Annotated in this window: 15 protein-coding genes; 5 read left to right on the top strand and 10 right to left on the bottom strand. The window is 62.4% G+C overall.

All coding sequences use genetic code 11. The annotated features are described in order from the left end of the window. Positions 1-64 precede the first annotated feature (64 nt). Positions 65-577 carry an NUDIX hydrolase gene (locus RX331_RS07890; protein WP_317256040.1) on the bottom strand — a complete coding sequence of 171 codons (513 nt, stop codon included), beginning with the start codon at positions 575-577 and terminating at the stop codon, positions 65-67. A 68-nt stretch (positions 578-645) separates the two neighbouring features. After that, positions 646-1,509 carry an archaetidylserine decarboxylase gene (asd, locus tag RX331_RS07885; protein ID WP_317258056.1) on the bottom strand — a complete coding sequence of 288 codons (864 nt, stop codon included), beginning with the start codon at positions 1,507-1,509 and terminating at the stop codon, positions 646-648. A gap of 34 nt (positions 1,510-1,543) precedes the next feature. Here asd and RX331_RS07880 point away from each other — a divergent pair, with 34 nt between their 5' ends. Beyond that, positions 1,544-3,208, top strand: a complete 1,665-nt coding sequence (locus tag RX331_RS07880; protein ID WP_317256039.1) for an aminotransferase class III-fold pyridoxal phosphate-dependent enzyme — start codon at positions 1,544-1,546, stop codon at positions 3,206-3,208. A 239-nt stretch (positions 3,209-3,447) separates the two neighbouring features. Here RX331_RS07880 and RX331_RS07875 read toward each other — a convergent pair whose 3' ends face one another. The 3 genes from RX331_RS07875 to RX331_RS07865 form a co-directional block, all read right to left on the bottom strand. Beyond that, positions 3,448-4,065, bottom strand: a complete 618-nt coding sequence (locus tag RX331_RS07875; protein ID WP_317256038.1) for a hypothetical protein — start codon at positions 4,063-4,065, stop codon at positions 3,448-3,450. A gap of 131 nt (positions 4,066-4,196) precedes the next feature. Further along, positions 4,197-4,886, bottom strand: a complete 690-nt coding sequence (locus RX331_RS07870; RefSeq protein ID WP_317256037.1) for a class I SAM-dependent methyltransferase — start codon at positions 4,884-4,886, stop codon at positions 4,197-4,199. 59 nt (positions 4,887-4,945) lie between these two features. Further along, positions 4,946-6,001, bottom strand: coding sequence for a glycosyltransferase family 1 protein (locus RX331_RS07865; RefSeq protein ID WP_317256036.1), 1,056 nt, complete (start codon positions 5,999-6,001; stop codon positions 4,946-4,948). A 131-nt stretch (positions 6,002-6,132) separates the two neighbouring features. Here RX331_RS07865 and RX331_RS07860 point away from each other — a divergent pair, with 131 nt between their 5' ends. Beyond that, the gene (locus RX331_RS07860; protein WP_317256035.1) at positions 6,133-7,530 is read left to right on the top strand and encodes a TAXI family TRAP transporter solute-binding subunit; all 1,398 of its coding nucleotides are present in this window, start codon (positions 6,133-6,135) and stop codon (positions 7,528-7,530) included. A 117-nt stretch (positions 7,531-7,647) separates the two neighbouring features. Here the strand turns inward: RX331_RS07860 and RX331_RS07855 are convergent, their stop codons facing one another. After that, a complete protein-coding gene (locus RX331_RS07855) occupies positions 7,648-7,821 on the bottom strand; it encodes a hypothetical protein (RefSeq protein WP_317256034.1) in 174 nt (57 codons plus the stop codon). A gap of 458 nt (positions 7,822-8,279) precedes the next feature. On the opposite strand from RX331_RS07855, the gene RX331_RS07850 reads away from it, so the two are divergent. Continuing rightward, positions 8,280-8,480: a hypothetical protein gene (locus tag RX331_RS07850; protein ID WP_317258388.1), complete on the top strand. Its 201-nt coding sequence runs from the start codon at positions 8,280-8,282 to the stop codon at positions 8,478-8,480. 191 nt (positions 8,481-8,671) lie between these two features. On the opposite strand, the gene RX331_RS07845 is transcribed toward RX331_RS07850, so the two are convergent. From RX331_RS07845 to RX331_RS07830, 4 genes are all read right to left on the bottom strand, one after another. Beyond that, positions 8,672-8,884, bottom strand: coding sequence for a hypothetical protein (locus RX331_RS07845; protein WP_317256033.1), 213 nt, complete (start codon positions 8,882-8,884; stop codon positions 8,672-8,674). 1,635 nt (positions 8,885-10,519) lie between these two features. Further along, complete coding sequence (locus RX331_RS07840; protein WP_317256032.1) at positions 10,520-10,783, bottom strand: GlsB/YeaQ/YmgE family stress response membrane protein; 264 nt, start codon at positions 10,781-10,783, stop codon at positions 10,520-10,522. A 36-nt stretch (positions 10,784-10,819) separates the two neighbouring features. Then, positions 10,820-11,263 carry a YidB family protein gene (locus RX331_RS07835; RefSeq protein WP_317256031.1) on the bottom strand — a complete coding sequence of 148 codons (444 nt, stop codon included), beginning with the start codon at positions 11,261-11,263 and terminating at the stop codon, positions 10,820-10,822. A 155-nt stretch (positions 11,264-11,418) separates the two neighbouring features. After that, complete coding sequence (locus RX331_RS07830) at positions 11,419-11,673, bottom strand: hypothetical protein (protein WP_317256030.1); 255 nt, start codon at positions 11,671-11,673, stop codon at positions 11,419-11,421. Positions 11,674-11,988: 315 nt separating this feature from the next. Between RX331_RS07830 and RX331_RS07825 the strand changes: the two genes are divergently transcribed. Together RX331_RS07825 and RX331_RS07820 are read left to right on the top strand one after the other, a co-directional pair. After that, complete coding sequence (locus RX331_RS07825) at positions 11,989-12,672, top strand: L,D-transpeptidase (RefSeq protein ID WP_317256029.1); 684 nt, start codon at positions 11,989-11,991, stop codon at positions 12,670-12,672. A gap of 141 nt (positions 12,673-12,813) precedes the next feature. Beyond that, positions 12,814-14,382 carry a DUF4403 family protein gene (locus tag RX331_RS07820; RefSeq protein WP_317256028.1) on the top strand — a complete coding sequence of 523 codons (1,569 nt, stop codon included), beginning with the start codon at positions 12,814-12,816 and terminating at the stop codon, positions 14,380-14,382. Positions 14,383-14,419: the final 37 nt, after the last annotated feature.

Here is a 14,419-nt window from a genome sequence, read left to right as displayed (position 1 = left end):
AACCGGGGTGGGTCCCGGTTCTGCGAAGCAGCGCTGTGCGCTGCATCGCGCCCGGGACACGAGGTTAGCGGAATAGCCGCAGCAGGTTTTGCAGAAAGCCCGTGCGCTCTTTCTTGCGTTCGCGGACGACCGGCTGCGCCGCTTCCGGCAATGCGATCCCCACTCCATTCGCCGCCGCAATCGCGATCGGCCCGACCTGCTCCAGGAACGCGCGCTCGTAGCCCCGCGACAGCCGTTCGACGGCTTTGTCGAGCGGCAGCCAGTCCACCGCCTTGACGTCGCGCATCAATTCACGGGTCGGCGCATGCGTCGCTTCCATGCGCCAGTAATGCACGACCTTGGAGCCGTCCCTGACATCATAGACCAGCGTGCCCAGAAATTCGCGCACGGCAACGTCGTGCCCGGTCTCTTCCATCACCTCGCGTATCGCCGCGGCGCGCGGCGTCTCGCCGTTGTCGAGCTTGCCCTTGGGCAACACCCATTCATTGCGCTTGCGCAGGCGCACCACCGCGACCAGCGGCGGCTCCGCCCGTCGCAGCACAATACCTCCTGCCGCCAGGACGGTCGTTCGCGCCATCGCTCTTCCCGCATTGCTTCAAGGCTGCAAGCATATAGAGACAAGCGCTTCTCAGATCGAGAAAAGAATCAGGGCTTTCGCAGCAGCGGCTCTCCCGCGCGAATGCGCCCGCCTTCCACGACATTGTCGGCGAATTCGAAACTCTCCGGCGCCAGCACGATGATGGTCGAGCCGTGCTCGAACCAGCCGAGCTCATCGCCCTTCTTGACCCGGGCAAGGCAGGGGAAGTCGACCGGTCCCTTGCTCTGCGCATTGAGCGTGACATCGAGGAAATGCAGGCGGATGCTGGCGACCAGGATGGCGGCGACCGGCACCAGCGTCAGCGCTTCGCCTGACGTCAGCCGCGCCTGCAGCACGGCCCGTTCGTTCTTGCAGAACAGACGCTCCACCCGCTTCAGCGCGATCGGATTGACGTTCCAGACATCGCCATGGATGAACGTCACCTTCTTGATCGTGGCGTCATAGGGCGCGTGGAAACGGTGATACATGCTCGACGTCAGACGCAGCGTCAGGAAGCGGCCGTTGCGGTGTTGGTCCACCAGCGCGGGATCGCCGAGCAGATCGACCAGCGAATAAGGCGCGCCCTTGATCTGAAACAGCTCGGTATCGGCAATGCGGCCGTGCGCGCCGATGATGCCGTCGCTCGGGCTGCATACGACATTTGGATCGGGGTCGAACGGCCGCAGCCCGGGGCGTAGCTCGCGCGTAAAGCAATCGTGCAGGCTCTTGAATTCGGTCTTCTTCGCCTCCGACAGATCGAGATCGGAAAACAGCCGCCAGCACAAGATCGAGCAATTGCGCACAAGGGGGTTCTCGATCTTGCTGAACCAGCCCATGAAGCGCGTCAGCGCCGCGCGTGGCACGCGGTTGGTCAACAGGAAATTGAGGTTCTCCTGCTGCGTAAAGCGGGCAATCAGGCGCCGCATTGTCATCAATCTGTCAGCAGGATTGGCTAGCGCTTCAGACATGGATTCGTCCCTTCCGATTCTTTCAATGTCCGCCGCCGCACTCGCAAGCGCTGCGGCCGTCTTCCCCAAACTGCAGGCGCGGCTCGCGCTCTCGCGCGCCAAGCACCGCTCGCTGACTGGACATTCCAAAATGTCCAAAATGGTGGCACGGCTGGTGCCACATTACGAGTTCGATATCGACGGCTTCTTCGCCTCCGACGGCGCTCCCCCTGACATCGCCATGCAGCGGCAGGACGCCTTCTTCCGCCTCGCCTGCCTGTTCGAAGAGCGCTACGCCAAGGGCCGGCAGATGACGGCGGAGGCCGCCGGGCACATCTCCGACCTGCAGTTCACCGAGACCTACCGGGTGCCGTTCCAGTACAGCCGGCTGGTTCGCGAAAATCTCGGCACCGGCACCTTCATGGAATCGTCCGGCGGCGTCACCGTCACCGACGTCGACGGCAATGTGTTCTACGACCTGACCGGCTCCTACGGCGTCAACATTTTTGGCAACGATTTCTACAAGGAGTGCATCACGGAAGCCGAAAAGCGCGCCCGCGCGCTCGGTCCCGTGCTCGGCCCCTATCATCCCGTCATCAACGAGAATGTGCGGCGGCTCTGCGAAATCTCCGGCCTCGACGAAGTCTCGTTCCACATGTCCGGCACCGAAGCCGTGATGCAGGCGGTGCGGCTGGCGCGCTACCACACCAAACGCACGCATCTGGTCCGTTTCGCCGGCGCCTATCACGGCTGGTGGGGCGACGTGCAGCCCGGCGTCGGCAATCCCGTATCGCCGCACGAGACCTATACGCTGGCCGACATGTCCGAGCGCACGCTGCATGTGCTGCGCACGCGCAAGGACATTGCCTGCGTGCTGGTCAATCCCCTGCAGGCGCTGCATCCGAATGCCAACGCGCCCGGCGATTCCGCGCTGGTCGATAGTTCGCGCAAGGGCGCGTTCGATCGTGTGGCCTATACGGAATGGCTGAAAAAGCTGCGCGAGGTATGTACCGAGCGCGGCATCGTCCTGATCTTCGACGAAGTCTTCGTCGGCTTCCGCCTCGCCGCCCGCGGGGCCCAGGAATATTTCGGCGTCCGTGCCGATATGGTGACCTACGGCAAGAGCCTGGCCGGCGGCCTGCCCGTCGGCGTCGTGTGTGGCCGCAAGGACCTGATGCGGCGCTTCCGCGACGATCGCCCGGCCGACGTCTGCTTCGCCCGCGGCACCTTCAATTCGCATCCCTATGTGATGACGGCGATGGACGAATTTTTGAGCCGCCTCGCCAGCCCGAATTTCAATGCCGTCTATCAGTGCCTCGACGAGACCTGGAACGGCCGCGCCTGGGCCTTGAACGAGCGGCTGGCCGGCGGCGACCTGCCGGTGCGCGTCAGCAACCTCTCCACGATCTGGATGGTGCAGTATACCGAACCGTCCCGCTATAACTGGATGCTGCAATACTACCTGCGCGCCGAGGGGCTGGCGCTGAGCTGGGTCGGAACCGGACGTTTCATTTTCAGCCTCAACTACACCGACGCCGACTTCAACGAAGTCGCGGACCGCTTCGTCGCGGCCGCCGAGAAGATGAAGCGCGACGGCTGGTGGTGGCATGATGCTGTTCTGACCAACAAGAATATCAAGCGGCGGATTTTGAAAGAGATGTTCGCCAAGCGGTTTGGGCGCTAAGCCCGCATCGTCCATCGTCATGGCCGGGCTTGTCCCGGCCATCCACGTCTTAAGCACCAGTTGTGAGACATCATTGCGAGCGAAGCGAAGCAATCCACATCTCCGCACGGGAATGGATGGATTGCTTCGTCGCTTCGCTCCTCGCAATGACGAAGAAGGCAGCGTGAGGAAGGCCGCAGGAGACGTAGATGGCCGGGACAAGCCCGGCCATGACGGCGTTCCCCGATCAAGCCCGGCACTCACGCCGGCTTGACGTGCTTCTCCAGGCCCGGATCGATCAGTTCGCCCTTCATCAGGTACAGCGGCGCCTTGTAGTACAGCTTCATATCGTTGAAGGGATCGGTGAGGACCTTGGTCATCCAGACGAGGCCGGTCTCGACGTCGCGGATGACGAACAGGTGAACGGTGCGGAACAGCAATCCGCCGATACCGACCGCCAGCCAGACCTTGGCGACCTGGCGCATAAAGTCGGCGGTGGTGGTCCAGGGCTCGACCAGCCCGAACAGCGTCGGGGTGAAATACAGCACGACCGGCGACAGCGCCCAGATTGTCATCAGCACGACCTTGCGCTGCAGATTATAGCCGACCTTGATCTCTTCCTTGTGCTCGTGGGTCGCATGGTTGACGTGATCATAGCCCTTCGGCTCGAAAAAGAAGTGGCCGGCCTGCCGCGTCGTCATCGACACCAGCCAGCCGACCAGCGCCGATACGACGGGATCGAAGAACAGCATCACATAGGCGAACAGGAAGCTCAGCGCGCTGACGAAGTGCAGCGACTGGTTGATGCGGCTGTGGTGATAGTAGCGGTGGTCGTCCCAGCGCTGGGTTTTCAATTCCTGCAGGAAGTTCTGGATCATTCTCTACCCCCTTGTTCTGAGCTGCTCGAGGCCTATCGGGATTCGATGTCCGGCATGTGACATCATGAAGTTGACATGTGACGGTTCGCAGCGGCGGCGATGTCGCCGACGCCAGCGAGAGCTCGTGCGCCTCAAGCTGCGGCGGCGACGTCGTTTTTGCGAAAACGCACCAGCGAGAAATGTCCGAGCGGCGGGATCAGGCGGCGCTCCGCCAGCTCCATGCCGCGCGCGCCGGCCAGCCACTCTGCGTAGCGCGACCAGGCGAACTCGGCGGTGCGAAAGCCGAGCGGACGGACCACCGGCTGCAGCCGCTGCTCGATGAAGCGGCGCATGCCGGCATCGGCGCTGACGCGGGTGAGGATGATGAGTTCGCCGCCCGGCCGCAGCACGCGGGCGAATTCGTCGAGTGCCTTTTCCGGGTTCGGCACCGCGGTGACGACATATTGCGCCATCACCACGTCGAAGGAATCATCTGGAAATTCGAGGTTCTCGGCGTCCATCACCGCGAGGCCCTCGACGTTCTTCAGGCCGAGTTCGTCGACGCGCTTCTTCGCCTTCTGCAGCATCGCCTCCGAGATGTCGGTGCCGAAGATGCGCACATGCGGCGCGTAGAGCGGCAGCGAGATGCCGGTGCCGACACCGACCTCGAGGACGCGGCCGCCGATCTTGCTGGTCGCCGCAATCGCCGCCTTGCGGCCTTTGGAGAATACGCCCCCGAACACGAGGTCGTAGACCGGCGCCCAGCGGTCGTAGGCCTGCTCGACCGTTTCGCGGTCGAAATCGAGCGGCCTGGTGCCGTCAAGCTTGATGATATCTGCCATGGTTGGTTCTGCCTTCTCGTCTCACGCACATCACGGTTGTTGCGATTGAATCTTCGTACTCAGCCCTGCGCGGCGCCTGTCGCCGGCACGCCGAGCACCGGTCGCAGCGTGCGGCTCGGCGGCAGCGCCGTCAGGTTGCCGATGAACTGCCGCGCGCTGTTTTCCCAGGAACGCGCCAGCGCAAAACTCCGGCACGCCTCGCGTGACATATCCAGCGCGCGCAGACACGCGGCTCGCAGATCGGCATCCAGCGCGCCGATCGGATGGTCGGCGATGACGTCCTTCGGGCCGGTGACCGGGAACGCGGCAACCGGCGTTCCGCACGCCAGCGCTTCGAGCTGCACCACGCCGAACGTGTCGGTCAGGCTCGGAAATACGAATACGTCGGCGGCGGCGAGATGCGCTGTGAGGTCCGCGCCCTTCTTCTCGCCGAGGAAGATCGCTTCGGGATATTGCGTTTCGAGCTGCGCCCGCTGCGGCCCGTCGCCGACCACCACTTTCGACCCTGGCAGGTCGAGCGACAGGAACGCCTCGATATTCTTTTCTACCGCGATGCGCCCCATGGTCATGAAGATCGGCCGCGGCAGATCGAGCGTGGCGGGGCTAAACGGATTGAACAGCTCTGTGTCGACGCCGCGGGTCCAGAAACCGAGCTTGCGGAAGCCGCGTGCGGCAAGCTCCTGCCGCAGCGAGTCGGTCGCGACCATGACGGTGGAAGACGCCGCGTGAAAGTGCCGCATCACCGCATAGCCGAGGCTCAAGGGAAGGCCGGTGCGGACGGCGACATATTCGGGAAAGCGCGTCGTATAGGACGTGGTAAACGCCAGCTTGCGGCGGCGGCAATAGGCGCGCGCCATCCAGCCGATCGGCCCTTCGGTCGCAATATGGATCGCATCAGGCGCCGCCTGCTCGATCCGCCGCGCGATTTCGCCCATGGTCGGCAACGCGATGCGCAACCCCGGATAGGTCGGTAGCGGCATCGAGGGAAATCCTTCAGGCGTAAGGAAGGTAATGTCGGCGCCGAGCGCCGCGGCGCTGCGCGAGAGCGAGGTCAGCGTGCGCACGACGCCGTTCACCTGCGGATGCCACGCATCCGTCGCAATCAAGATCTTCATGGCCCGAATCCAAGATTAACGATTCTCAAATCGGACGTTGGGACATGGATATTTCAGGCGTATGACGTCATCGTTCTGTAAGGTTGTTTTTTAAACCCGTCTCCACGCTTTTCGTGTAACGTGACAGTAAGATGTCAGAGCAAACCGACAGTTCCGCCAGGTTGCGCCGCCGGCGAAAGCAGCGGAGCTATGCGCTGCTGATCCTTGCCGCCGGCATGCTCGCGTTCGGCGCCGCCGCCGGCACGCTGTATTACGTGCTGCGGCCGACCACGCTGCGGATCGCCGTCGGCCCGGCGGGCAGCGAGGACCAGAAGCTGGTCCAGCTGATGGCGCAGACCTTTGCGCGCGAGGGCAGCTCGGTGCGGCTGTCGCTGGTCACCACCGAAGGAACGCAGGAAAGCATCAACCTGTTCAGCGCCGGCAAGGCCGACCTCGCCGTCGCGCGCGGCGACCTGAACCTGCCGGCGAATGCCGAGTCGGTCGCCATCCTGCGCAAGAATCTCGTTGTGCTGTGGGCGCCCTCCGGCCTTTCCGCCAAGGGCTCGAAGAAGCAGCCCGCGCCGAAGATCAAGACCCTCGACGAGCTCGCCGGCCACCGCATCGGCGTGATCGGACGGACCCAGGCCAATGTCACGCTTTTGCGCGCGATCCTGAAAGAGTCCGGCGTCAATCCCGACAAGGTCGCGATCAGCCAGTTCGCCACCAACCAGATCGGCGAGATGGCGAAGGATCAGTCGGTCGACGCCTTCATGGCGGTCGGCCCGCTCAAGAGCAAGATCACGGTGGATGCGATCGCCGCCACGGCAACCGCCCGCGGCGAGCCCAAGTTCCTCCCGATCGAGGTTGCCGATGCGATCGCGAAGAAGAACCCGATCTACGAATCCGAGGAAATTCCCGCCAGCATCTTTGGCTCCTCGCCGCAGCGGCCGGAAGACAAGGTCGACACGGTGGCGGTGAACCATCTGATCATCGCGCCAAAGTCATTGTCGGATACCGTGGTCGCCGCCCTCGCGCGACAGCTCTTCACCAACCGCCAGCAACTGGCGCGGGAAATGCCGACGGCGTCGCAGATCGAAAAGCCCGACACCGACAAGGACGCGGCGTTGCCCGCGCATGCGGGCGCCGCTGCCTATATCGACGGCAACGAGCGGACGTTCCTGGAAAAATACACCGACTACATCTGGTTCGCGGTGCTGATCCTCTCGGGCCTCGGCTCGGCCGGCGCCTGGTTCAGGCATTACTGGAACAAGGACGAGCGCGAGCAGTACATCGCCCATCGCGATCATCTGCTGGAGCTGATCGCGAAGGTGAGGAAGGCCGAAACGGCCGAAGAACTCGCCGGGATGCAGAATGCAGCCGACGGCATGTTGCGCGAAACCCTCGAATGCTATGACGACGGCACCGTCGAGGAAAGCGACCTGTCGGTGATTGCCCTCGCGCTCGAGCAATTCCACCACGCCGTCGCCGACCGCCGCACGGTGCTCGCCGGCTCCGGGACGACCGACACGCCGCGGATGCGCGTGGGGTAGCTATTCCTGTCATTGGATGGGCACCGCCACTGCCGGAAAGATCAATATGCAGTTGAAAGAAGAAGCGAGCGGGCGCGAACTTTGAGTGACGAGATAGACGGCGCGGTCTACCCACGCTTATTGATGCCGTGGCTCCCGCAGAAGCTCTCCGATTTTTTCCTGAAGGTCAGCCTCAAGTTCCAAGATGATGATGTGTAGCAGACCTGCGGCCAGGGGGTCGGTGACCTCCCGTTCGAGAAGCCGGTAGCGCGCAATTTGGACTTCTTGCTCTCTGAGGTTTCGCTCGGTCATCATATTCTCCCCTCCCGCCTGATCGACGCGGAGGCGAGCGAGTTGTTTCCCTCGGATTTTTGGAAAAGTTTTCATGGTTTGTAATTGGTGAACTTGCTCTGGCCAGATCGAAATCGCGGCTCTCGTGCTCTCGGACGCTCCTGGTCCGAACCTGACATTTGTTAGTCGGTCAAAGGTATCGCGTTCATCCATGGGTCAAGCTGCGCAAGAAGTTCGAGCTTGGCTTATCGCCTCGCCACGTTTCGGACATTCTGAGGCCGTTTCATTTCCGCGGGCCGACTCAGTGAGCGTATCGGTTGGCTCGGCACGGCGCCCGCCTCACCATGCCCCCAAGCCCCGGGCGGGGCCGTGCTCAGTACTCCGCTTATTTCAGTTAAAGTGAAAGGTTAACAAGAAGCATTCCGTCGCCGGCCTAACATTTGTTAGTCCGCTGTCTGTTGGACCGTGGCACTTTCTTGTTGGACAACGAAAGCGCACCGGCGATGAAAGATTATCAAAAGCATCTCGAGAAGCTGCGGAAGGACGCAGCCGAATGTGCGCTGGTCAGGGACCTGGCAACCGACAGAGCCAAGCGTGAAATGTTCGATCGACTGGCGCAGCATCTCGATCAACTTGCTGATGAAGTAGAGCGCGCCATGAGGACCCGAGAGGCAGGCTAGGCGTCGCAAGAACCAACGGTTTGGCGGTCGCGAAAAGCATCTGAGGCGCTCGCTCTAGGACGCCAGCCCCGCTCTCAGCCCGCAAATTACCCAGCCAGCGATCCAAAACGACAACGCAGCCAGAGTAAGGTCGGGCTGCGAACTGTGCGTCACGATCTCGTGCAACAATCTCCAGAAGAGCCGCCGGATGCTCACGAGCGCTCCGGTAGAACGTCGAGCCGCGACAGAAACGACAATCCCGCGCAGGTCAACTCATTGAGATCCGCTTCGCCGGCCTGCCAACGCCCGCGTATGAAGCGTTCCAGCGTGCAGCGGCGCTCGTCCGCCGGAGCCACCTTATTGTTCCGAGCCAGATAGATTGTCCACGCCTGTTCGGTCGCGCGGGCGCACAGAGAACGATCCATGCAGCAACCTCCTTTGCGCAAGTCTCGATGCTGTTTCCAACAGACCGCTTAAACTTTTGTTGCCAATTTTTCCCGACATACTTTAGTCGAACGTTCTGCAAACTTTGATAATCTTGTTTTTTCGCATGGACCGAGAGATCAGAGCCTTGCTTGATCACGCTGCTCTTTGCCGTGCACTCGCCGATGAAACGACTCACGAGCCACTGCCGGCAGACTAGAGCGTTAGCTGACGAATATGAGTGCCGTGCTCGGATTTTGCTTGGTGGCCGCAATCTGAGTAAATAGCCGAATTGACTAACTTGCATTCAGTGCCGGCTAGAGAATGAACCAGCGCCGTAATACTTCTAGCCTGAAGCATGGGCTGCTTGCAGGATTACTCAAATCGGCTCCGTGATTGTTCAAATTCGCAAGTCGAGGCCATCTATCAACCAAGGATCCACTCGGCAGTTCTGACCGCTGCCAGGGTGAGAAAATAGACCCACGCTGCCATCCCAGCACACGCGACGACGCCATAGGCAATCACAGCTGTGTACTGCTTTGTCGGTCGTCGAAGCTCGCTGCGGGTCGTCGCTGCCGGTGAGCCAGCGACGGCGCCTAGCCGGCCGTATGTCAAGGCGCCGAGATCGATGTCGGCTGTCCTGCACAACTTCTGGGGATCGCCCGATTTCCTGGTCGCAAGAAGCCGCGAAAATTGTTCTGGAGCAGATGGTCCGAACAGCGCCCTCATCGACGGGTATCCACCGCCGTCGAGCGGCTCCGCGCCGGCTCCTTCTTGCGGTATGGACTAGGTCGACCGTGCTTCTCCGCTTCGAACCTCGCTTCGATTGCCCTCGCCTTGTCGCGTAGGGCGAAAACCTCGTTCATCAGCAGATAAAGGTCTACTCGCGAACCTAGCCGGTTGGCTGGGGTTATTTGCTTTTTCATTGAATTGCCCCTCGGACGTGCACTGCAATCGTCGCGGACAAACAACCAAGGGCGGGGGCGGTTCCTATTTTTATGCCACTTTTTCCCGGTTTCCAACGACCGCATTGAGGCCTTGGCCAGCAGTGTCCGGCAGTCGCGCAGTAGCGCGCTCGCGCTCAATCGAATGCTGCTTGGCTCGCAATGCCTCCGAGGGGCAGTGCCCTCGTGCGAAGGAACCAGCCCGCAAGATACGGCGTTGGCGCTGGGTGGCAATCGAAGGGAAGCAATTGCGATGCGCTTCTGGGGTGCAGCCAGGGCCCGCCATGCTCGCCGGAGGCATGCTTGGACAGCGATCGTCTGCCTTTCGGGCGCACTCCTCTTTGTGTTCCTGCACTTGGCCGACAGAACCTGGAAGGCGACGCCACAGAATCCGGGCGCACCGGCTCCCGCGGGCGTTTCTCCACAAGGTGAACAGACAAGCCGGAGCGAATAGTCTTCCCGACGACCTTTGACCACAACCGCAGTGAGCGAAAGGCAGGCCCAAGCAGGATAGGCGAGCGACGTTCGAAAGAGCACGAACTCAAAACTAGCCAACCTTTTTGCCGGCTGGCCCGTGGCGGCACCACCGCAAGTCTACGAACTCACCCAAGCGATCAGCGCCTCCAGCGCAACAAGCGGCGCAGAGTTCCGACACCATGAACATCTCATGGTCTTCGAAGTGATAGCCCGTTGCTAGATCACCCGCCGTTGCCGGCCCGCGAACAGTCCATAGACAAAGAGCACAATAATGGCGCCCACCACCGCACCGATCAATCCAGCACCTTCGCCAGGCCGATACCAGCCCAAAGCTTGGCCTAAATAGGTGGCGACGAAAGCGCCGACGACACCGAGAATGGTCGTAAGGATGAAGCCTGACGGCTCGTTGTCGCCCGGCATGATGAACTTGGCAATTACACCTGCGATGAAGCCGATGATGATCGTCCAAAGGATGCTCATTTCAATATCCTTTCTAGTAGCAGTGTCTCCCGCAACTCAAGCGGCGGGCAAACGTCCGTCTGGCGTGTATTTGTCGACCGCCGTCGGTAGCTCGCGGGACAGCCTCGCAAGCAGTTCTTCCTGCGAAAGTCCGGTCTGCTGCTCGAGCCTTTCGAGAACGTCCGGCCCGATGGCTTGCTTGAGTTGCGGAGGCGAAATGTCTTTGTTCGGCCCCGAATTGATCCAGGACTGAGCCGTTTCACCATGGCCATTTTGGTTGAAACGCTCCAGCAACTCGTTGATGCCCCCGCTCAGCAGTCCGCCAACTCCCGCCCCACCGAGCATCCCGCCCAAATTACCAAGCAGACCACCTGGCTGTGCCCCCGACGAGCCGCCACCCCCGGCTCCCTTGAGCATTTCCGCCAGCTTGTCTCGGTTCTGGTATCCCGCAATCGCGAGGAGCCCGAGAAGTGCAGTCATCGAAGGCATGCCGCGGCTCATGTGCAGCTCCGCTATAGTTGTCAGGACCATGCAACGTTTGCAGCTCGGCCAAGTTCCAGTAGCCCGATGGCAACCGGCATCCTCCTTGACGGGGGCTGTCGCTACGGGATTCTGCTGATCAGTTCTTCTGGCAGCGCGGTGGCCGGGGGTGGGCGTCAATGCCAATGGCGACGGTGGTAGCGATGACCCCAGTGGTGAGGATAACCTCCATAGGCATACGAGCGGTATCCCCGCCGCCAGCCGTAGCTCGTATAGGGATTGCCAGGACCGTAGTTCTGGCAATTCGCATTCGGATAGAACTGGGCGCACCAGCCTGGATTGGTGATGACGTGCTGGGCCGTTGCCGGATTGGCAGGCAGGGTCAGGAATAAAAGGGCAACGGCACCAAGTAGGGTCACCAGTCTCGTCATGGCAGCCTCGCTCACGCCGGATTACTAGTCCAACGCTGATTGATAGGAACCGTTCCTATTGGCCCATGAAGCCGCGCGACGGCGGGCGGATTGCACCCTGGCACACGCGCGTCCGCGTCGCTGCCTGCCAAGTCGTCCTTTTCGCGAGGAGCGGCAGTCCGCGCCCGTCAACGAAACCTTAATGAAACAATTCCCTAACGCGACGAAACCATTTTGGCGATTTCGTGCAAATGTCCTGAAACGGTTCATCTGTACAGGTTTTTCCCAACGACGCGCTGGAATTGGCGCGACTGGGCGTAGAACAGGGGACGACCAATGTTTAATTCATTTCGACAGAAGATCCGCTTTGCCGTTGCCACCCTCGGTGCCATTGCGATGGGCGCTGCTTCCTATTCCGCACCCGCTACGGCAGCCCCGCTGCCGCTGTTTCCGTTCTTCCTGCCGCAGCCGCAGCTCGAAGCGGCTCCGCCGGTCGCCGTCGCGCCCCGCGAGGAGGGAGAACATTTCGAACTCCCTGCCCGCCTGCGCCGCCAGGTCGTGAACTACTATAGCCGCGAGGCGCCCGGCACGATCATCATCGATACGCCGAACACCTACCTCTATCTCGTGCTCGGCAACGGCCAGGCGATGCGCTACGGCATCGGCATCGGCCGCGACGGCTTCACCTGGTCGGGCACGCAGACCATCACCCGCAAGGCCGAGTGGCCGGATTGGACCCCGCCCCCGGAGATGATCGCGCGCCAGCCCTATCTGCCGCGCCACATGACCGGCGGCCCCGGCAACCCGCTCGGCGCCCGCGCGATGTATCTCGGCGGCACCATCTACCGCATCCACGGCACCAACGCGCCGGAGACCATCGGCACCCGCGTTTCCTCCGGCTGCCTGCGCCTCACCAATGAAGACGTCATCGACCTCTATTCGCGGGTCAGCGTCGGAACCAAGGTGATCGTGCTGCCGATGACCGATCGCCGCGCCGACCTCGGCCGCACCATCCGCTAGCCATAAGCGTTCAAGATGAAGGAACGGCTCCGACTCGTCGGGGCCGTTTTCCGATATTTGTGGGCGCGGCAATGTGCAGTGGCGCCCGCCTCGCCGCCCGTATAAAATATCGCGGGGCTTTATTTGGGGTCCGGGGGGACGATGCGTCGGCGGGTGCATCTCAAGACGGTCGCGATCGCGCTTGCGGTCCTCGTCGTCTCGTTTGGTATCAGTCTGAAGGTGATGGACTTCGTCGCGCCGCGCGCCACGAACCGGCCGCCGCCGCTCACTGAACTGCCGCCGCTGCCGCCGGCGGCGCGCGCCTCCACTGTGATGGCGCCGATCGCGGTTGCGCTGTCGGCGATCCGCGACGCTGCCGATCGCGGCGCGCCGCGCAATTTCGCCGGCAAGGCCGACAACCCGATCTCGCAGATCCTGCAGAACGCCGACATCGGCTGGACCGCGGCGCGGGGGCCGATTAGCGCAACCGGCGCGCAGGATGCGCTGTCGCTCACGACACCGCTGACCGGCACGCTGAATGTCACCGGATCGCTGTCGGCCAAGGCGACCGGCGCGGTTGGCGATGCCCTCGGCGGCCTGCTCGGCGGCAACGTCGCCAAGCAGATCGGCAGCGTGAACATCAAGAACCTGAACGCCAGCGCCGAGATCAGGGGCAACGTCGTCATTACCTCAAAACCGCGGATCGCTACGAGCTGGCGTATCGAGCCGAACCTCGCCGGCCAGGTCAATCTCGGCGATACCAGCCTCACGATGGCGGGTGCACGCGTCAACGTGCCCGCGCAGGTCAAGCCGCTGATCGATCAGAACGTCGCCGAGCAGATCGCGCTCGTGCAGGCGCGCATGAAGAACGATCCGACATTCGAGCGTAATGCGCGGGCGGAATGGGCGAAAGCCTGCCGCTCGATCCCGCTGCAGGGCACGACATCAGGCTCGACGATGCCGAAGCTGTGGCTGGAGCTCCGTCCGACGCGGGCGATTGCCGTCCAGCCGCGCGTCGATGCCGCGAACCTGATACTGACGCTCGGCATCGAGGCGGAAACCCGGATCACGCCTGCCGAGACAAAACCGTCCTGCCCGTTTCCCGCCACCATCGCCATCGTGCCGCCGACGCCGGGACGGGTCGCGATCGGCGTGCCGATCGACATGCCCTTTACCGAGATCACCGGGATCGTCGAGGCACAGTTCGCCGGAAAGACCTTTCCCGAGGACGGCTCGGGCGCGGTCGACGTTACGGTCAAGCGCGCCAGCGTCGCCGCGTCCGGTAACCGCCTCCTGATCTCGCTGCTGGTGAGCGCCAAGGAGAAGAAGAGTTTCTTCGGCCTCGGCGGCGAGGCCAATGTGCATATCTGGGGAAAGCCGGTGCTAAATCAGGCCGAGCAGACGCTGCGGCTGGCCGACATCGAGCTCGCGGTCGAATCCGAAGCCGCCTTCGGGCTGCTGGGGGCCGCCGCGCGCGCGGCGATCCCGCATCTGCAGAAGACGCTGGCGGAAAAGGCGACGATCGACCTCAAGCCGTTCGCCAGCAATGCGCAAAAGAAGATCGCCGCCGTGATCGCCGACTTCCAGAAGAACGAGGACGGGTTGCGCGTCTCGGCCGAGATCACGAGGCTGCAGCTCGCCGGAATTGTCTTCGATTCCAAGACGCTGCGCGTGATCGCGGAAGCCGAAGGCGCGATCAACGTCACCGTGACGGCGCTGCCGGCGCTTTGATGACGCGCATCTCCTCCCTCGCCGTCATTGCGAGCGA

Source organism: Bradyrhizobium sp. BWA-3-5 (assembly GCF_032917985.1).
Lineage (GTDB): Bacteria > Pseudomonadota > Alphaproteobacteria > Rhizobiales > Xanthobacteraceae > Bradyrhizobium.
Note: the sequence above shows the minus strand (reverse complement) of the source record. Positions and strands in the feature narration are given on the sequence as shown.